Raw genomic sequence first — 16,046 nt, forward strand, 5'->3', positions numbered from 1 at the left:
TACGGACATGAGCAGCCGTGAGGACGAGGCGCTGGCGCTGGCCGCCGTGGACGCGCTGACCGGGCAGCTGGCCCTGGCTCCCAAACCGGGCCTGCCCGACCCGCGCGATCTCGACGCCCGCGTGACGCGCAAGGACCAACTTGCCCTGCGCTGGTCGGCCAAGGCGCTCGCGCCCGGCCTCGCGGCCATGGCCGCCGCTGCCCGCCGTACCGGCGAACCGACACCCGCGCTCCGTACGGAGCTGGGCGCGATCGGCCGGTCCACCGAGCACTCGGTGGCACTGGCGGGCGGCGGCCACCGGGGCGCCCTGTGGGCGCTCGGCCTGCTGGTCGCGGCGGCGGCCATGGACCCCAGGGCCAAGGCACGCGATGTCGCGGCGGCGGCCAAGCGGATCGCCTCCCACCCCGACAAGCGCGCCCCGCGCAGACCCTCCCGGGGTTCCTCGGTGTCGGCGAAGTACGGCGCGGCCGGCGCCCGCGGCGAGGCGAGGGCCGGATTCCCGCACGTGCGCCGGGCGTTGGACGCCCTGGCCACCGCCCGCTCCAACGGCGCGACGGAGCCGGAGGCCCGCCTGGACGCCCTCCTGACGGTCATGTCAACGCTCCAGGACACCGAACTCCTGTACACGGCAGGCCCCCACGGCCTACGCCACGTCCAGGCAGGCGCCCGCGAAATCCTGGAAGCGGGCGGCACATCGACAGAGGCCGGCGCCAAGGCCCTGACAGCCTTCGACACCGACCTCCACACCCGAGGCTGGAGCCCAAGAGGCAGCGCGGGCCTGTTCGCAGGCGCTCTCTTCCTGGACTCCCTCCCGGTAACCCCCTAAGGGGCGCGGGGCTGTGACATTTGCGGCTCTGCCGCGTGGGCGCGACAAGCCCCCACCGGCCGGGCAGCCAAAACTCAACCCTTGAGCCGAGCCATCCAAGCCTCAACTTCATCCGACCGACGAGGAAGCCCAGCCGAAAGGTTCCGATTCCCACCCTCGGTCACCAGGATGTCGTCCTCGATCCGCACCCCAATACCCCGATACTCCACAGGCACGGTCAGATCATCAGCCTGGAAATACAACCCGGGCTCAACGGTCAACACCATCCCCGGCTCAAGAACCCCGTCCACATACGACTCGACCCGCGCCGCCGCACAGTCGTGAACGTCCATCCCGAGCATGTGCCCCGTGCCGTGTAGCGTCCACCGCCGCTGCAACCCCAACTCCAGCACCCGCTCCACAGGCCCCTCGACAAGCCCCCACTCCACGATCCGCTCGGCCAGCACCCGCTGAGCCGCATCGTGGAAGTCCCGGTACTTCCCGCCGGGCTGCACCGCCGCGATCCCGGCCTCCTGCGCGTCGTACACCGCGTCATAGATCTTCTTCTGGATCTCGGTGTACGTGCCGTTGATCGGCAGCGTCCGCGTGACATCGGCCGTGTAGTACGTGTGCGTCTCGACGCCCGCGTCCAGCAGCAGCAGCTCACCGGAGCGCACGGCCCCGTCGTTGCGCACCCAGTGCAGCGTGCAGGCGTGCGGCCCGGCCGCGCAGATGGAGCCGTAGCCGACGTCGTTGCCCTCGACCCGCGCGCGCAGGAAGAAGGTGCCCTCGATATACCGCTCGGAGGTCGCCTCGGCCTTGTCCAGAACGCGGACGACGTCCTCGAACCCGCGCACGGTCGAGTCGACGGCCTTCTGGAGCTCACCGATCTCGAACTCGTCCTTGACCAGCCGGGCCTCGGACAGGAAGACCCGCAGCTCCTCGTCGCGCTCGGCGGTGACCTTGTCGGTCAGCGCGGCCTCGATGCCCGCGTCGAACCCGCGTACGACCCGCACCGGACCGGTCGCCTCACGCAGGGCGTCCGCCAGCTCGCGCACGTCCGAGGCCGGAATGCCGTACACCTGTTCGGACTCGGTGAGTGAGTGCCGGCGGCCGACCCACAGCTCGCCCTGCCCCGAGAGCCAGAACTCGCCGTTCTCGCGGTCGGAGCGCGGCAGCAGATAGATCGTCGCCTTGTGACCGCCGTCGACCGGCTCCAGCACGAGGACGCCGTCCTCGGTCTGGTTGCCGGTCAGATACGCGTACTCGACCGACGCCCGGAACGGGTACTCCGTGTCGTTCGAACGCGTCTTCAGATTGCCCGCGGGGATCACCAGCCGATCGCCCGGGAAGCGCGCGGAGAGCGCGGCACGGCGGGCGGCGGTCTCCGCGGCCTGCGCGATGGGCGCGAGGCCCGTCAGCTCGGTGTCGGCCCAGCCGGACTTCATGCTCTCGGCCAGCTCGTCGGAGACGCCCGGGTACAGGCCGTTCTTCCGCTGCTTGATGGGCTCGTCTTCGGCAGTCTCCGGGGTCTCCGGAAGCTCCTCCGCCACGGTCATCCTCCTAGATACGGCACTGGACCCCGTCCATCGTACGGTCGTACGGGACAGGGCCCAGAGGTACGAGAAGCGACCGGCTGCTCACTCGAACCGTGCCGCCAGCAGTACGACGTCCTCCTGACCGTCCGACGCGTCCACCTCGTCCGGCAGCATGCTCCGCAGGACGTGGTCCGCGACCGCGCCAGGATCTTCGCGCAGCCCCTTGGGGACGCTCGCCGCCGCGGCGTGCAGCCGCGAGAAGGCCCGGTCCACGGGCTCGCCCGTACGGTGCAGCAGCCCGTCGGTGTAGAGCAGCACCGTCTCGCCGGGTTCCGTCCGGAACTCCACGCTGGGCGCCTCCCAGCAGGCGAGCATCCCGAGCGGCGCCGACACGGTGGTCTCCACGAACTCCGTGCGCCGCTCGCCGATCACCAGGGGCGGACAGTGCCCGGCACCGGCCAGCGTGATCTTGCGCAGCGCGGGCTCGCAGTACGCGAACAGGGCGGTGGCGCAGCGGGCGGGCTCGGTGAGCCGCAGCAGCAGCTCCAGGTCGGAGAGGACCGCCACCGGGTCCTCGCCCTCCATCACGGCGTACGCGCGCAGGGAGGCCCGCAGCCGGCCCATCGCGGCGATCGCGCTGGGCCCCGAGCCGGTCACCGCGCCCACGGCCAGGCCGAGGGCCGCGTCCGGGAGCGGCAGCGCGTCGTACCAGTCGCCGCCGCCGCGCGGGCCGGTGCGGTGCCGGGCGGCGAGCTGGACGCCGGCCACCCGGGGCAGCCGGGCGGGCAGCAGCTCCTCGGAGATCGTCGTCACGCACGCGCGCGTGCGCTCCACCTCGACCAGTCGCGCCAGGTGCTCGGTCGCGTACCGCGCGTACAGGCCGACGAGATGGCGCTGGCGTTCGACCGGCTCGGCGGGTTCGTCGTACAGCCAGACGGCCGCGCCGAGGCGGCCCGCGGACTCGGTGGACAGGGGGAGCGCGTAGCTCGCCGCGTAGCCGAGACGGGCGGCCACCTCGCGGTGGCGGGGGTCGAGACCGTCCTCGGCGAGAAGGTCGGGGTGTGTGATTTCGCTCTCGCCGCCGGGCAGCCCCGCGGCCGTGTCGAGGAGCTGTCCGTACGGCATCGCGCCGCGCGGGATCGTCTCGATGTGTCCGAGGTCGGCGCGGGCGAGTCCCAGGCCGATGGTGGTGTCGGGGCCGAGTCCGTCACCGGGTTCCAGGACGACGAGACCGCGCCGGGCGCCCACGAGGGCGGCTCCGGCGCGCAGCAGTTCCTGGAGGGCGTCGGCGAGTGCTGCCGTGCGCGCCAGCCGCTCGGTGAGTTCGTGCAGGGTTGTGAGGTCCGACACCCACCCGGCGAGGCGGTCCTGGAGGAGGATTCCGGGGTCGTTCTGGCAGGTCAGCGCGGGTGTGTCGGCAGGGGTTGCCGGGGCTACGGGCGCGGGCGCGACAGTGTGTGCGGGCGAGGGAACCGTTGAATCGATTCCAGCCACTTTCGGGAGGTGAGGGGCGTTCATGGCGTCCGGCCTTCCGACCGGCGCGTATTGCTCAATAGCATCGCAAACCCCCATGTGATTCTGCGCCGCTAGCAGTGTCTCCACATGTACACGCACTCGTGAGGGGATGTCCAGCATTGTCCTGCCGGGATTCCTGGTGTCCATGGGTTTCCCGGGGTCCCCTTGCGAAAAAGCAAAGTTGGCTTAAAACTGACTCGGGTAGCGGGTTATTGCGGTCGACTGGCCTGGTTCGACGGAGCGTCACAGCGGTCTTGGTGGGTACGTACTCGGAGAAGGCCAGGGGTGGTTGTGGAACCGCCCGGAACCTGGCGACGGACCCGGGCGTCTTAACCACCGACGGCCGTGCCCCATCCTCCCTTGGCGGAGGCGGAGAGAAATACGCGGGACGGCAAAACGCCAGACTCCGCCACCCCGCGCCATGCCCATGCTTTTGGTGAACGCAGTATGGACGCGGACGTAGCCAACGATCGGCGCTCGGCGCACTAGGGGGCTTCCCCTTGCCTCTCCCCGGGGCGTGATGCGCCAAAAGGTACGCACAGTGAAGTGATCGACACATGGTGTGATGTGGCCCACGGTGTTGCCAGGCGTGCAACGGAAAGGAACGAGCGCTCATGCGCGAGATCCTCGGAAGGCTCGGAAGGCGACGCAGGCTCCTGTCCCGGCGTGACGGCGGGAAGCCTGAAGTACTCGGCGCGGCTCTGACGTTCGCGGCCGAATGGCAGTGGCCCGTACTCCCGGGCGTGGCACCGGACCCACAGGGGCGCGCACGCTGCGGCTGCCCCGATCCGGAGTGCACGGTCCCCGGTGCTCACCCGTTCGACCCCGGCCTGCTCGCGGCCACCACCGACGAGCGCATGGTGCGCTGGTGGTGGACGAACCGGCCGACGGCTCCCATCATCCTCGCCACCGGCGGCGCGGCCCCGTGCGCGGTGAGCCTGCCCGCCCCGGCCGCGGCTCGCGCGCTCCAGGCCCTGGACCGCATGGGCATGCGCCTGGGCCCGGTCGTCGCGGCGCCCACCCGCTGGTCGCTGCTCGTGAAGCCGTACACGATGGAACAGCTGGGCGAACTGCTGTACGCGAAGGACTTCGTGCCCGGTTCCCTCCGTTTCCACAGCGAGGGCGGCTACATCGCGCTGCCCCCGTCCGAGACCGGCCTGGGCCAGGTCCGCTGGGAGCGCGCACCGCTGCCCGGCTCGGCCTCGCCCTGGGTACCCGATGTCGAGGCCGTGGTGGACGCCGTGGTCGAGGCTCTCACTCGTACGGGTGTGAGCGCGCCCGAGTTGTAGGGGTGTCGGGCGCGCGGGCAACCGGGCGCCCGTTCCCTGTCGTTATCTTCGGCTTCATGAACCTCCGTCTGCTCGCGCTCTCGGGCGTCGTGGCGCTCACGGTCGCGCTTCCGCTGGCCGTGGCCTCCGCGGGGCCCGTGGGCGACGCGGACCGCGACGCCCTTCTCTTCCTGATGCCCGATGAGGGTCCTCAGGACGACCCCGGTGACGCCAAGGCGCGGGACGCCGCCGATCCCACCGATTCCCCGCTGCTTCTTGGCCTCGGGCTCGCCACGGCCGCCCGCTGCGGTCCCGAACTCACCACGCCCGACGGCATCGAGGCGCAGACCTGTGTCCTGTCGCAGGGGGAGGAGACCTGGGCGCGCACCTACTACCGCAACGCGACCGGCCATGAACTGACGTCAGTGCTGAGCCTCATGGGGCCCGCTGCCCGCACTGTGCAGGTGCGGTGCGCGGTGGGCGCGGAGGACGAGCCGGGGGTGTGCGAGACGCCCAGGGAGCGCACGACGGGCGAGCCGGGGGCGTACACAGCCGTTGCGGAGTTCGCGTCGGACGCGGGGAGTGCGGGTCCGCTGCTGCTGCGCGCGGGGAGCAACTCCGGGGCGCCGGACGGGAGTTGACGGACGCCCGAGTTCCGTACAGAGAACGGGCACAGAAAGACCCGGTTGCTGGCGACGGGGGATGCACCAGCAACCGGGCTACTGCAACGCTAACAAGAGATCGGCTGTTCGCAAATTCGATCTCGGCTATTCGGACACCGATTCTGCGATTCTCAGCGGGAGTTGTGACAGGAGTCACCTCAAGCGGAGTATGTGCCTCCGACTGCGTTTCAGCTGAGCGTCACCTGTCGGTTGGTCAGGCCGCCGCGGGCACGGCGCTCCTCCGGGGTGAGCGGGGCGTCCGCGGCCAGCGCGGTGGCGAGGCGGTCGGCGAACTCGGCGGCCGGCTTCTCGACGTCCTCCGCGGTGACGCCGGTCGGCAGGTCCCAGACCGGGACGGTGAGGCCGTGCGCGCGGAAGGAGCCCACGAGGCGGGTGCCCTCGCCCAGGCTGGACTGCCCGGCCGCGTGCAGCCGCGCGAGGGCGTCGAGCAGTTGCTCCTCGCCGTGCGGCATCACCCAGCGCAGGTGGTTCTTGTCGGGGGTCTCGCACCAGTACGCGGCGTCGACGCCCGTCAGCTTCACGGTCGGGATCGCGGCGTCGTTGGCCCGCTCCAGGGAGGCGGTGACGTCCGCCGTCGCGTTCTCGGCGTCCGGCACCCAGAACTCGAAGCCCGTGTGCACAACTGGCTCGAACGCGCCTTCGGGGTCGAGCAGATCCTGTAGCCGCGGACCGTCGGCCGGGGCGCGGCGGCCCTGGACGGGCGTACCGGGCGCGGCGGTGAGCGCGCGCTGGAGGGTGTCGGCGAGGTCGCGGCTGATGTCGCCGGACGACGTGTCGTTCTGGAGGCCGAGCAGGACCGAGCCGTCGTCGCGGCGCAGGGCGGGCCAGGCCATCGGCAGGACCGTGGCGAGCGTGACCGAGGGAACGCCCTCGGGCAGGCCGGACTTGAGGGTCAGATCCACGGTCGCGGCGGGGACCAGCTCGCGCAGGGCGACCCAGTCGCCCTCGCCGGGCAGGCCCTCGAAGGGCCGGTGCACCAGCTCGGTCACCGCGTGCGCGGCGGCCCGGCCGTGACAGGCCTTGTAGCGCCGGCCGCTGTTGCAGGGGCAGGGCTCGCGCGCACCGACAACAGGGATGTCGCCGTCGGAAAGCTGGGGCCGCGAGGCCTTCGTCTGGGGTCGCTTCTTGGCCATCGTGGGTGTCTCCCGGTTACGGCTCGTCTCGTACTGGCGCGAGCCTAGCCGCTCGTACGACGGCCGACGGGACCCTGTGGACAACGGCCGTCACCGGATCTGCCAGGTTCTGTCAGCGGATCCGCCAGGTTGTGCAAGGGGATGCGCCAGACCCTGTCAGTCCATGTCGTCGAACGCGTCCGCGAAGTCCAGGTCGGGTATCGCGGACATCGAGCGGGCCGTGATGCGGGTGGCGAAGTCCGTACGCCGATGGCCCGCGTCCGGGTCGTGGACGTCGTCGTTGACGACGACCCACACCGTGACCTCGCCCCGCGTGTCGTCCCGGACACCCCAGTCGTTGGCCAGCGCCGTGATGATGTTCAGCCCGCGACCGCCGTGTGCCGTGACCGACGGGGTCGCCGGAACCGGGCGGGTCGGGCCGCCGCCGTCCGTCACCTCGACGATGAGTCTGCCGCCGGAATCCACGCGCCACGCGGCCCGGACGTCGCCGTCCCCGGCCAGGGCCTCGCCCAGCGGCCGACCGTGTTTGCACGCATTGCTCAAGAGTTCGGACAGGATCAACACAGCGTCGTCGATGACCGATTCCGCCACACCGCCCGTACGCAACTGATCACGCATCCGGTGTCTTGCTTTCCCCACGCCCGCAGGGCCATGGGGAACGGCCATGCTCGACGACGTGGGCACCTCCTGTGCCACCACCAACGCCACCCCCGAGACCTCCTTTGCCCCACGCCACGGTGTGAATGCCCCTTTGGCCTGTACCGGAAACCGCCCCTTCCGCCTTCGGTGACGCACTCGCAATGATCGAATACGGATCGAACGCGCCGGTGCACTCCCTGTAACCGAGTGGCCGGATTTCGACGGTATGGCCGAAGGTGGAGGTTTCCGCACTCGGGACCACAGGTCAAGACCTCTGGCAGGAACCGGGGTCGGAGTCGGGTAAGAGCCGGCCCGCGGCCGGAGAGGTTCAGGAGTCGTGGGAGCGCTCCTGTTCAGCGGCCCAGTTGCCGCAGAACCGCGCCCGGGCGGTTGGTGATGATGGCGTCGATGCCGAGATCGACACAGAGGCTGACGTCCTCGGGCTCGTTCACGGTCCAGACGTGCACCTGGTGACCGGCGCGTTTCAGCCGCTCGACGTACGCCGGGTGACCGCGCGCGATCCGGATCGAGGGGCCCGCGATCCGGACACCGGCCGGCAGCCGTCCGTCGCGCAGCCGGGGCGAGAGGAACTGGTTCAGATAGACCGTCGGCAGCGTCGGCGAGGCGGCCCGGACGCGGTGCAGCGAACGCGCCGAGAAACTCATGACCCGTACCTGTGAATCGGCCGGGGACTCCGGGCTGTCCAGGCCGAACCGTTTGAGCAGGAACAGCAGCCGCTCCTCGACCTGGCCCGCCCACCGCGTGGGGTGCTTGGTCTCGATGGCCAGCTCCACCCGCCGCCCGGCGTCCGCGACGAGCGAGAGCAGCCGCTCCAGGGTGAGTACGGAGGTGTCCTCGCGGTCCTCAGGGCGGTGCTCCCAGTCGGGCGCCTCGTCGCGGTTCTTCCAGGAACCGAAGTCCAGGGCGGCGAGGTCGGCGAGTTCCAAGGCGGAGACCGCGCCGCGGCCATTGGACGTACGGTTGACGCGACGGTCGTGGACACAGACGAGATGTCCGTCCGCGGTCAGCCGTACATCGCACTCCAGGGCGTCGGCGCCGGCCTCGATGGCCTTCTTGTAGGCGGCCAGTGTGTGCTCGGGTGCCTCTTCGGAGGCTCCGCGGTGGGCGACGACCTGGATCGGGTGCTGTCGTGCGTGGGTCACCGCGTCATGGTGTCACCGTCGAAGGGCGGGCGTGACGTGGCGGTACCCAGTCCGCCCAACAGAAGGACACGCCGGTGTGATTTGTCAGATATAAAGGGTGGCCCCGGACCCACAGGCACCGCTTATGGTGCCCTGACGCCCTGTGGGAAAAGCTGACGGCATACAAAAGGACACGCACAGCTGAATCACGTACCGACCGCGTACCCGTGTGAAACGGGCACCCGCACGTATGGATCGGGTGGATCGAGTGGATCGGGCGTGACCGAGTGCGACCGAGAAGGACAGCCGTGGATCGAGGAGAAAGAGCTGTGAGCACCGAGAACGAGGGCACTGCGGTACCCCCGGCCCCGTCCGCACCTCCCGTGCCGGTGGAATCTCCTGCTGCCTCCCCGCAGGCCACCGCGCCCGAGGCCCCGACAACCCAGCTCCCGCCGGTGCCCCCGGGCGCCCCGGAGCCGGCACCGGCGCACGCGGACCAGGTACCGGCGTACGCGTCGGCGGGAGCGCCGGACGCACCCCAGGGCGCCGGTCTGGGCCCGGAGGCAGCCGCCTGGCCGCCGCCTCCCCCGCCGCCGGCGGTGCCGTCGTACATGGACGGCGGTTCGGGCGGCGACCCGGGCAACCCGAGTGCCCCCTGGGGCGCCACGTACGACCAGCAGCAGCCGAAGCCCAAGTCCGGGCGCGGCGGGCTGATCGCCGCGGTGCTGGTGGCCGCGCTGGTCGCGGGCGGCGCCGGTGGTGGCCTCGGCTACACGCTGGCCAAGGACAACGACGACTCCACCACGTCGACGACGGTCTCCGCCGCGCAGCAGACCGGCGGCGACCTCAAGCGCGACGCGGGCACGGTCGCGGGCGTGGCCGCCAAGGCGCTGCCGAGCACGGTCACCATCGAGGCCGAGAGCTCCAGCGGCGAGGGCGGCACCGGCACGGGCTTCGTCTTCGACACCCAGGGCCACATCGTCACCAACAACCACGTCGTCGCGGACGCGGTCGACGGCGGCAAGGTGACGGCCACCTTCCCCGACGGCAAGAAGTACGACGCCGAGGTCGTCGGCCACGCCCAGGGTTACGACGTGGCGGTCATCAAGCTCAAGAACGCCCCCTCCGACCTCCAGCCGCTCACCCTCGGCGACTCCGACAAGGTGGCCGTCGGCGACTCGACGATCGCGATCGGCGCCCCCTTCGGCCTCTCCAACACGGTGACCACGGGCATCATCAGCGCCAAGAACCGCCCGGTGGCCTCCAGCGACGGCAGCGCCAGCAGCAAGGCGTCGTACATGAGCGCCCTCCAGACGGACGCGTCGATCAACCCGGGAAACTCCGGCGGCCCTCTGCTTGACGCCGCCGGCAACGTCATCGGCATCAACTCGGCGATCCAGTCCTCCAGCAGCGGCGGTCTGAGCACCGGCCAGTCCGGCTCGATCGGCCTGGGCTTCGCCATCCCGATCAACCAGGCCAAGTACGTCGCCCAGCAGCTGATCAAGACCGGCAAGCCGGTCTACGCGAAGATCGGCGCCTCGGTCGCCCTGACCGAGGGCACGGGCGGCGCGCAGATCAGCCAGAAGACCGCGGACACCACCGACCCGGTGGAGTCGGGCGGCCCGGCGGCCGCGGCGGGCCTGAAGCCCGGCGACGTCATCACCAAGCTCGACGACCACGTGATCGACAGCGGCCCGACCCTGATCGGCGAGATCTGGACCCACAAGCCCGGCGACAAGGTCCAGATCACCTACGAACGGGACGGCAAGTCAAAGACGGTCGAACTGACCCTGGGCTCCCGCGAGGGCGACAGCTGACCACCACACGCACGCGGTGACCCGTTACTCTTGTCCCCGCGCCGAGCTGATCAGGCCCGGCGCGGGGAAGCGTGCCCGAGCGGCCTAAGGGAACGGTCTTGAAAACCGTCGTGGCAGCGATGTCACCGTGAGTTCGAATCTCACCGCTTCCGCGCAGGTCATAGATGTTGCTGGTCAGAAGGGGTGCCACCCTCCGAGGTGGCACCCCTTCTGTGTTCACCTTGTCTCACCCTGACTCGCCCGTATCCCACCTTTGACCAGCGCGTACGGGCCATGTGCGGGCCAGGAATCGGGCCTACTCGTCGTCGGCCAGACCCTTGGCGATCAGTTGGTTGGAGCGTCCCTGATCCCCCTTCAGGATCTTGGCGTAGAAGCGGTAGAGCACCGCGATGCTGTGGCCCGCCCGCGCCGCGACCTCTGCGGGGTCCACCCCTGATTTGATCCACAGCGAGACGCCGGCGTGCCGCAGTGAGTACGGCACGTCTGCGAGCGGCGACTCCGCCTCCTGCTCTGTGAGTACCTTGACGCGGGCAGCGCTCCACAGCTCGCAGTACTCCGTCGAACGCACGCGACTACCTCTCGCCGCTCGGAAGAGTCGACCGTCCGGCGCGGTGCCGTACGCGGCGATGTGGTCACGGAGCATCTTCACCAGGGCCGGCGGGATCGGCACGGATCGCGTCGCCCCACGGGCCCGACGCTTGAGCCCCCGCGACTCGTACGACGTGCCGTCATCCGTCCAGCCACCACCTACTTCGGGGCGGCTCTCCCCGAACAGCAACTCCCCCCACTGGTCGGCGGCTTCCTCGGTGTCCGGGGGCAGTGTGCAGTTCGAGCGCTTCAACGAGGCGATCTCCCCGGGGCGCATCGCGGCGTAGTAGAGGCAACCGAAGAACGCTGCCATGTGCTCGCCACGGGGTCCGGCGGTGCGTACAGCGTCGATGAGCGCACGAGCCTGCGCGGGTCCGGGGACGTACCGGAAGTCGATCTCGTCGTCAGTCTCTGGGGGCGACCAGTCCACGCGTTGGAGGGGGTTGGCGGACAGTAGCCCCTTCTCCTCCACGGTGTACCTCAGGAAGTTGCTCAGGACCATGAGCTTGCGCCGCAGGGTGTTCTCAGCCGCCTTGCGGCCGTCCATCCGTCGTGAGAGTACGTCCAGGGCGGGACGGAGCAACTCCGGGTTCTCCAGGGCGCTCACCTGCATGGAGTGCTCCGAGAGCCACGACAGAGCGGCTCGGATGTCCTCCGGGGGTTCCTCGGCAACATGGCGAGCGACCAGCTCACCATCAGGGCCCGATACCGCGCGGAACGTCCACTGGTAGAGGGCCGCCCGCAGCGTCTTGGCCTTCGGGGCACCCCGGCGCGTTGTGACGAGAGCGGGGACCACGACCGCGAGCGATTCGGCGATGCTGGCCCGGTGCTTGGCGGCGGCGCGCGGCCACTTCATGAGCGCGTACGCGGTGGCGTGCTCGTACCAGGTGGGCGAGTTGAGAGCCGCCAACTCGCGTGCCGGCAGGCCAGTTTCCTGGTCGAACTGGTCGCGTTCCCGCAGCGCGGTCATGAGTTCGGAAAGTCGGCCCTCGGCCTGCGTCTTGAGCTTGAAACTCTTGGAGTGGGAGCGGCCACCGACAAACCACCTCACCTCAAAGGGCTTCGGGCGTCCGGATCGCTTGCGGATGGACCAGAAATCTACGTCGTACGTGAGCATGGGGCTCCCACGGAGAAGGGCCCGCCGACTGGCGGGCCCTTGGTTGATTTGCGGGGGTTGGTTCAGGCTGCGGCGCGTTGTCCGCAGTGCTCCCACCAGGCGTCGAGGTCTGTGCGATTGACGCGGAGTTGGCCGTTGGGGAGCTTGTGGATGCGGGGGGCTTGGCCGCGGGCGCGCATGCGGTAGAAGGCTGCGCGGCTCATCTTGATCTCTGCGAGGACTTCAGCGAGCTTGAGCTTCTCGGGGCGGGCCACGGTGGGGACTCCTTCTCAGATCCTGCGGGAACCGGGAATCCGCTGACAGAACTGACAGAACCTCGGCGTTGGGTATCTGACCTGCGGTTTTGATGAGTCCGTGATCTTTGACAGAATCGAGTTAAAACCTGACAGAACCTCGGTGGGCGGGGTTCTGTCACAGAGCCCCGCAACCGGAGGGCGGGAGGTTCTGTCGAGTTTTAACTGAGTTCTGTCAAAACCGTGATCATGGTCGTTCGTGCAGGTCGGCGGCGTACGCGGGGGGTTCTGTCAGTTCTGTCAGCGCTCAGAGGGTTGTGTCAGACACCCCGTGCGATGCGGGGGTGGGTCTCGTAGCGCGGGGAGGGCGGCCGGCCACCGCGTCCAGTGCGCGGGGGCGGGGGAACCTGGCGAATCCACCCGTGCTCTTCGAGCAGGGCGAGGACGGGGTCCAGGTCGCCGATGGCGGGGAAGTCGGCCCGCCGCAGCATGCGGAACAGCTCCCGCTTGGTGAACTGCGCGAGGCTGGCTGTGACGAGCTGCGCGAGGACGTCCAGGGCGGCGTCATGGGCGGGATCGGCACTCATGGTGTCGAACACGTCCAGGGCGTGCGCGGTGAAGTAGTCGCCCAAGGTGGTGGCGGCGGCCATGGTGGCGGCGTCGATGGGCTTGTGCCAGCCGTCCTCGGGGTGCGCGGCCAGATGCAGCAGTCCGGCGATGCGGGCCACGGCTCCGTCCCGCTTGGACGCCCATTTGACGATCGGTGCGTAGCTTCCGTCCGGACCGAGCCGGGACTCGGTGACCTTCTGGAAGGCGAGCAGCACCGCGTCCGCCTCGGGGGTGAGTTGAAGCAGGGCGGGATCGGTCCAGCCGACCAGGGCCAGCGTGAGACCGCCGAGCCGCTGGGCATAGGCGGCGGCCACCTGCTCGTCCAGCAGATCGGGCGAGAGGTTGCGGCGTCCGACCAGAGAGAGGGGCTTGGAGTACAGGAACCGGGCGAGCAGGCCGCGGCCGTCCGCGCCGTCGATGCGGGAGAGCGCATCCAACACTTCCGGCTGCACAGCGAGGCCGATGGTGACCGCGGGAACGTCGATGTGCTGAGCTTCGCGGCCCTGACGGTTGACGCGGATCATGTCCCCTGCGTGGCCCTTGAGGAACATGCCCATATTGGGCTTGCCGCTGTAGCGGCCGGCGATGATGTCGAACAGTTCGCCCTCGGCACTCAGGCAGGAGATCCGCCCGCCCTGCTCGTAGAGCAGGGTGCCGATGTTCTCCGGGGTCACGTCGTCCGCCACGAGCTGCGGCACGGCCGGAACGCTCATCTCGTCGACGGCCTGCGCGAGTTGGACGGCTTCCGCGGTGAGTGCGGCCCGCTGGTCGGGCTCGGCTCCCGCAGCCCTGCCCGCTGCCTTGTCCGCCGCCGATTTGGCCAGACGGATGGTGGTCTCCGCCTCTGCCCGGACGGGTCCGGACAGCTCGATGAGCGCCTTCTCCGCAGCGAGCAGGGGGCGCACCATGAGGTCGAACACGGCGCTCTTGCGGTTGCCGGGGTCCAGCGCCACGGCGGTGTAGAGGTTGACGGGCTCGCGCCAGTGGCCGCGCACGCACACCTTGACGCGTCCGCCGGCGGCGGTGGCGATGACCGCGAGGGCGAGGCATCCGGCGAGATCGGCGGGGGTCTGGGTCTCCTCCGCCACGCCGCGCACCATGTTGGCCAGCCACGGGGGCAGGGCGTCGACGGGGAACGGCGGGAGCGGGGGGCGGGCCTTGAGGGGAACCGGTTCGTCCCAGACGGGTCCGGCGATGTCCTCGGCAGTCAGGTCGTCGAACCCTTCCCACAGGTCCGGCGACACGTTGTTGGCGGTCATGCGGGCATCCCTCCGTCTGTCGGGTGCGGGCCAGAACCAAGGGCTTTTCGGACGCCCTGACGGGCGACGTCTGTCGCGCCCATGGCCGTCCCGAGCGCGGCCGGTCGGGCGTGCTGCGGCGTGCGGGTGGGGATGCAGGCCATGCCGTTGGTGACGGCGCGTTCCGCGTACGTCCGGGGGACGCCTACGGAGGCGGCCGCAGCGATGATCTGCGCGCCGATGGAGTCCAGGCCGCAGGGTCCGGGGCACTGCGCGTGCTGCCTGGCCAGGAACTGGGCTACGCCGAATGCCTGCGAGCCGGCACCGGATTCGGTGCGGGAGAGCACCAGTGCCACACCACGGTCCAGGCCGGTGCGGATGTAGCGCTCGGTGTGGCGGCATCCGGTGGCCGCGCTCACGTCCCACACGGCCCGCTCAGGGACCGAAGAGACCACCCTCCCCGGGGCGGGGGTGGTCTCTTCTCCTTCGATCAGGGCACGGACGGCAGACGGCAAGCGCGTCATGGTCCCGGTACCGGGACCGAGCCAACGGGCGTACTGCCTACGGGATTTGATGTCCACGCCGTGACGCACCGAGTTGGCCGACGCCATGGCCCCGAGGTAGATCCAGTGCTCACCCCGGGTGGTGGTCACGGTGCGCGTGGGCGGCAGGGTCCCCCGCGCCCACGCGATGGCCTGCGCGTCGTCCAGGTCCACGACGGTCAGCCCCGCCCCGCCGGGGTGGTAGGCGACCGCTCGGGACTGACGCCACGCAGCGGCCCACGCGTGCGACGCGAGGACACTCGGGTTGGTCGTGGCGGCGGCCCACGCATGGCAGACGCCAGGGCACTGGCAGGGGCCCGCGCTCTTCATGTGAGGGCGCCCGCCACAGGCATTGCCAGCACAGGCACGGCAGTTCCCGAACGGCACCTTCCCCGCGCGCAGCGGCAGCGGCGGCACTCCGGCTGCTGCCAACTTCAGCGCGGTCCGCAGGTGGCTGGGAGCGGCGGTCATGCGCTGCCTTCCCTGCGGAGGGCGGCGAGGTGGGTGCGGCCGGCGTGGGTGAGGCGAACGGGGTCGGTCCGCCCGTTGCCCACGTTGACCAAGGCAGCGCTGTCGAGGGGGTAGAAGGTGCGGTCAGCGACGGTGTAGGCGGTGCCGGCCAAGCGCCACCTGCCGCAGGGCGCAGAGTCAAAGAGAACACCATCACCGGTGTCCCGCTGGCCGATCTCTCGGAGCAGCCGCAGCGCGGCCGGCTTCAGGACGGGCTGACTCGGTTGCGTGCGCTTGTCGGTGGGTTGGGTCATGCTGGGAGACCTCCACAGGTCTGTAGCGGGCAGGTGGATAAGGGCGGCCCCGGACTTTGGCGAGACGGGGGCCGCCCTTGGCGTGCCTAGGTGTTCTTGGCGCGAGCGAGCTTGAGGGTGATGCCGCCGATGCCGATGGGTCCGGTGGCGCCCGCGATGACGGTGACCGCGTGGGCGGCGGCGTCGAACAGGGTGCAGAGGGCGACGACCAGGCCCCAGGTTCCGAGGGCGGCAGCGCCGGCGATGGCGAACGGGATCAAGACGCGCCGCCACGGGATGGTGTGGTGGGTGTTGTCCTGGACGACGATCACGACGTGGGCGCCGGTGGCTTCGGCTCGGCGCCAGTCGTCGGCGGGGATGTGCGGGGCGATGATCCCCGGCGGATCACGGTGGTTCACGAACACTCCCTTCCATG

At 70.2% G+C, this 16,046-nt stretch carries 15 protein-coding genes and 1 tRNA gene; 5 read left to right on the top strand and 11 right to left on the bottom strand.

The window, feature by feature from the left end:
* Nucleotides 1-7: 7 nt before the first annotated feature.
* Nucleotides 8-826, top strand: a complete 819-nt coding sequence (locus OG787_RS24505) for a triphosphoribosyl-dephospho-CoA synthase (RefSeq protein WP_369029070.1) — start codon at nt 8-10, stop codon at nt 824-826.
* Nucleotides 827-900: 74 nt separating this feature from the next.
* Here the strand turns inward: OG787_RS24505 and OG787_RS24510 are convergent, their stop codons facing one another.
* Entirely contained in the window at nt 901-2,364 is a 1,464-nt protein-coding gene (locus OG787_RS24510; RefSeq protein ID WP_405536378.1) for an aminopeptidase P family protein, read from the bottom strand.
* Nucleotides 2,365-2,445: 81 nt separating this feature from the next.
* A complete protein-coding gene (locus tag OG787_RS24515) occupies nt 2,446-3,978 on the bottom strand; it encodes a PP2C family protein-serine/threonine phosphatase (RefSeq protein WP_369029265.1) in 1,533 nt (510 codons plus the stop codon).
* 494 nt (nt 3,979-4,472) lie between these two features.
* On the opposite strand from OG787_RS24515, the gene OG787_RS24520 reads away from it, so the two are divergent.
* Together OG787_RS24520 and OG787_RS24525 are read left to right on the top strand one after the other, a co-directional pair.
* The gene (locus tag OG787_RS24520; protein WP_369029068.1) at nt 4,473-5,147 is read left to right on the top strand and encodes a bifunctional DNA primase/polymerase; all 675 of its coding nucleotides are present in this window, start codon (nt 4,473-4,475) and stop codon (nt 5,145-5,147) included.
* A 56-nt stretch (nt 5,148-5,203) separates the two neighbouring features.
* The gene (locus OG787_RS24525; RefSeq protein ID WP_405536379.1) at nt 5,204-5,767 is read left to right on the top strand and encodes a hypothetical protein; all 564 of its coding nucleotides are present in this window, start codon (nt 5,204-5,206) and stop codon (nt 5,765-5,767) included.
* Nucleotides 5,768-5,976: 209 nt separating this feature from the next.
* Here the strand turns inward: OG787_RS24525 and OG787_RS24530 are convergent, their stop codons facing one another.
* The 3 genes from OG787_RS24530 to OG787_RS24540 form a co-directional block, all read right to left on the bottom strand.
* Nucleotides 5,977-6,942: a DUF5926 family protein gene (locus OG787_RS24530; protein WP_405536380.1), complete on the bottom strand. Its 966-nt coding sequence runs from the start codon at nt 6,940-6,942 to the stop codon at nt 5,977-5,979.
* A gap of 156 nt (nt 6,943-7,098) precedes the next feature.
* The gene (locus tag OG787_RS24535; RefSeq protein ID WP_369029065.1) at nt 7,099-7,737 is read right to left on the bottom strand and encodes an ATP-binding protein; all 639 of its coding nucleotides are present in this window, start codon (nt 7,735-7,737) and stop codon (nt 7,099-7,101) included.
* 197 nt (nt 7,738-7,934) lie between these two features.
* Nucleotides 7,935-8,744, bottom strand: a complete 810-nt coding sequence (locus OG787_RS24540; protein WP_405536381.1) for a glycerophosphodiester phosphodiesterase — start codon at nt 8,742-8,744, stop codon at nt 7,935-7,937.
* Between the two features lie 308 nt (nt 8,745-9,052).
* Between OG787_RS24540 and OG787_RS24545 the strand changes: the two genes are divergently transcribed.
* Entirely contained in the window at nt 9,053-10,540 is a 1,488-nt protein-coding gene (locus OG787_RS24545; protein WP_369029063.1) for a S1C family serine protease, read from the top strand.
* Nucleotides 10,541-10,605: 65 nt separating this feature from the next.
* Nucleotides 10,606-10,692, top strand: a tRNA-Ser gene (locus OG787_RS24550).
* A gap of 143 nt (nt 10,693-10,835) precedes the next feature.
* On the opposite strand, the gene OG787_RS24555 is transcribed toward OG787_RS24550, so the two are convergent.
* The 6 genes from OG787_RS24555 to OG787_RS24580 form a co-directional block, all read right to left on the bottom strand.
* Complete coding sequence (locus OG787_RS24555; protein ID WP_405536382.1) at nt 10,836-12,245, bottom strand: tyrosine-type recombinase/integrase; 1,410 nt, start codon at nt 12,243-12,245, stop codon at nt 10,836-10,838.
* Between the two features lie 62 nt (nt 12,246-12,307).
* Nucleotides 12,308-12,499: a helix-turn-helix transcriptional regulator gene (locus OG787_RS24560; RefSeq protein ID WP_405536383.1), complete on the bottom strand. Its 192-nt coding sequence runs from the start codon at nt 12,497-12,499 to the stop codon at nt 12,308-12,310.
* 299 nt (nt 12,500-12,798) lie between these two features.
* Entirely contained in the window at nt 12,799-14,346 is a 1,548-nt protein-coding gene (locus OG787_RS24565; RefSeq protein ID WP_405536384.1) for a YfjI family protein, read from the bottom strand.
* Nucleotides 14,343-15,338 (bottom strand): DNA primase, encoded by a 996-nt coding sequence (locus OG787_RS24570; RefSeq protein ID WP_405536385.1) that lies wholly within the window; start codon nt 15,336-15,338, stop codon nt 14,343-14,345. The genes OG787_RS24565 and OG787_RS24570 overlap by 4 nt, the downstream gene beginning before the upstream one ends.
* Nucleotides 15,335-15,631, bottom strand: a complete 297-nt coding sequence (locus OG787_RS24575) for a hypothetical protein (protein ID WP_405536386.1) — start codon at nt 15,629-15,631, stop codon at nt 15,335-15,337. The genes OG787_RS24570 and OG787_RS24575 overlap by 4 nt, the downstream gene beginning before the upstream one ends.
* 86 nt (nt 15,632-15,717) lie before the next feature.
* A complete protein-coding gene (locus OG787_RS24580; RefSeq protein ID WP_405536387.1) occupies nt 15,718-16,029 on the bottom strand; it encodes a hypothetical protein in 312 nt (103 codons plus the stop codon).
* Between the last annotated feature and the right edge of the window lie 17 nt (nt 16,030-16,046).

Source organism: Streptomyces sp. NBC_00075 (genome assembly GCF_045041225.1).
GTDB classification, from domain to species: domain Bacteria; phylum Actinomycetota; class Actinomycetes; order Streptomycetales; family Streptomycetaceae; genus Streptomyces; species Streptomyces adonidis.